This window comes from Peribacillus sp. P4_C12 (genome assembly GCF_056402095.1).
On record NZ_JBFUIB010000453.1, the window covers coordinates 1 to 2,978 of the forward strand.

The window sequence follows — 2,978 nt, forward strand, 5'->3', positions numbered from 1 at the left end:
CATTTGAAGTATGGACTAAAGGACGTGAAATTTTAAAAGTTGAGCCAACTGAAAATAGTCCTGTAAACAGTGTTTCAACCTGTGTGAAAGGGAAATTCGGATGGGACTTTGTTAATAGTGAACAACGCCTTACTACTCCCTTAATTCGGAAAGGAGATGCATTTGTTCCTGCTACTTGGGATGAAGCACTTACTTTAATTACAGAAAAAATGGGTGCCATTAAAGAAACGTACGGAGGAGATGCACTTGGCTTTGTAAGTTCTTCGAAAACGACGAATGAAGAATCATATCTCATGCAAAAATTGGCTCGTCAAGTGTTTGAAACAAACAACGTGGATAACTGTTCTCGTTACTGTCAATCGCCTGCGACAGATGGGCTACTGGCCACTGTTGGATATGGTGGGGATTCAGGTACCATTCAGGATATTGCAAGTGCAGGTCTTGTTATCACGATTGGGGCAAACCCAACTGAAGGACATCCTGTTTTAGCGACACGAGTTAAGCGGGCTAAGAAATTACACGGACAAAAATTGATTGTGTCAGATCTTCGTAAACATGAACTGGCAGAGCGTTCTGATTTATTTTTACATCCAAAACAAGGAACAGACTTTGTTTGGTTGACTGCTGTTGCAAAATATATGATTGATCAAGGTTGGCATGATGAAAAATTCATTAAAGCTCGTGTAAATAACTACGAAGAGTATCTGAAACTTCTTAATAAATATACGCTAGACTTTGCAGTGAAAGTGACTGGTCTTCCAAAAGAACAACTGATTAAAWCAGCTAAAATGATTCATGAATCAAAAGGAACATGTATTTTATGGGGAATGGGTGTTACTCAAAATATTGCAGGTTCCTATACATCAGGAGCTATCGCTAACCTTCTACTTGTAACGGGTAATTTCGGTCGCACTGGAACGGGAGCATACCCACTTCGCGGTCATAATAATGTGCAAGGTTCATGTGACATGGGGGCTCTTCCACAATGGCTCGCGGGCAATCAGCGTTTAACAGACAATGTCGCACGTGCTAATTTTGAAAAAGCTTACGGCGTAAAAATCTCTGAAAAGTCAGGATTTACGAACATTGATATGCTAGAAGCATCAGAGAAAGGCAAACTGAAAGCCATGTATCTCATGGGGGAAGACATGGCATGGGTAGATTCAAACTCCAATCATGTCCATGACACCCTCGGTAAGCTAGAGTTCTTTGTTGTACAAGATGTGTTCTTAACAAAAACTGCACAATTTGCAGATGTTGTTTTGCCGGCAGCTCCTTCTCTTGAAAAAGATGGAACATTCACCAATACAGAGCGTCGCATTCAACGTCTGTATCAAGCACTTGAGCCACTAGAAGAATCAAAACCAGACTGGTGGATTATTCAGCAAATTGCTAAATATATGGGTGTGGATTGGAACTATGAACACCCAAGCGATATTATGGACGAAATTTCAAGACTTTGTCCAACTTTTGCGGGTGTATCATACGAGAGACTTGAAGGATGGAATAGTTTAATGTGGCCAGTGCAAAAAGACGGCATAGATGAGCCACTTCTTTATACAAAGCGTTTTAACTTTCCTGATGGAAAAGCGCGTTTTTCTCTTGCAGAATATGTTCCACCTGTTGAATTCACACAAGATTTCGATCTTACATTGAACAATGGACGACTCTTGGAGCATTTCCACGTAGGGAATATGACAAATAAATCAAAAGGAATTCAGTATAAATTACCTGAGGTATTCGTAGAAGTTTCGCCTGAACTTGCAAGAGAACGTAAGGTAGAAGATGGATCATTAGTACGCCTAATTTCTCCTTATGGTGCAATTAAGCTTCATGCAGTCGTAACAGATAGAGTTACAGGAAAAGAACTGTATGTTCCAATGCACTCAGTAAGTCATGAAAATGCAATCAACCTTTTAACTGGAAGTGTTGGCGATGTTAATACACAGACTCCGGCATATAAACAGATAAAAGTAAAAATGGAGTTAATGAAAGCAAAAGGAAACAGACCACTTCCAATGTATAACCCTCGTTATGCAACGCGTAAACCTCAGTTAGGGGTACAAGTGGAACGAAAATGGGCACGGAAAGATTACGAGCCAATTGCAGACTTGAATAAATCAGGAGTTAAAAAGTAATGGAAACACCGAAGAAGACTTTAGATGCATCAGTTCTGACAGAAGATGAAAAACGGGATCAAATTCTTAAACAGGTAGTTCAAGATTTATCCGAAAATGCAGATGTTATTGGAAAAACTATTCTACTTCTCCAAACACTCAATAAAATGGGCATTCTTGAAGCTCTCGCAGATTTGAATATACCGGGAGGTATAAAATAATGGCAAAACCAATTACAAAGATAGATGAACCAATCTTTACCGAAAAAGAAAAACAAGATCAAACGCTTGAAAAGGTTTTACAAGATTTATCCGAAAATGCCGATGGGATTAAAGAAACAATTAAACTTCTCCAAGAACTTCACGAAAGTGGAATTCTTGGAGCTATCAATAATCTCGTTGAAGCAAAAGAGAAAGTGGCAAAAATTGCAGTGGGACAATTGCTGCGTCCGCCTGTAACAAATGCTGTTAACAATGCAATGGAAGCGGCCGGAGTGCTGACTGAACTTAATCCTGAAATGACGAAAAAACTGGTGGGAGGACTGTCAAAAGGTCTTCAAAAAGCAGAAGAAGGATTTCAGTTAAACAAAAAAGTTAGTGTTTTCGATTTAGTAAAATTAATGAGAGATCCTGATGTTAATCGTGTTATGAGGTTTTCTCTTGATTTGTTAAAAGGGTTAGGAGAAGGATTAAAGGGTCAATCAAAGTAAGTGTTTTGTTCTCAAAGGAAAACTTTTTTACTGTTCATACTCATGGACTATCTTATCTTCGGTTCTGTGAGTATGTTCTTTCAAAATAGAGAGAAGGCTAGGTTTTAGGGGCAAATTTAATTTCATTTCAGGTTAAAAGGGTAGGATAAAGA

At 38.8% G+C, this 2,978-nt stretch carries 3 protein-coding genes; all 3 read left to right on the forward strand.

The genetic code is table 11. The annotated features are described in order from the left end of the window. On the forward strand, positions 1-2,138 hold a 2,138-nt coding region (gene fdhF, locus AC1DUW_RS24770), incomplete at its 5' end, for a formate dehydrogenase subunit alpha (protein WP_477643719.1). Beyond that, positions 2,138-2,338 (forward strand): helical membrane plugin domain-containing protein, encoded by a 201-nt coding sequence (locus AC1DUW_RS24775; RefSeq protein ID WP_053346280.1) that lies wholly within the window; start codon positions 2,138-2,140, stop codon positions 2,336-2,338. The genes fdhF and AC1DUW_RS24775, both read left to right, overlap by 1 nt. Further along, complete coding sequence (locus AC1DUW_RS24780; protein WP_053346279.1) at positions 2,338-2,826, forward strand: helical membrane plugin domain-containing protein; 489 nt, start codon at positions 2,338-2,340, stop codon at positions 2,824-2,826. Before AC1DUW_RS24775 ends, AC1DUW_RS24780 begins: the two co-directional genes overlap by 1 nt. The last annotated feature ends 152 nt before the right edge of the window (positions 2,827-2,978 follow it).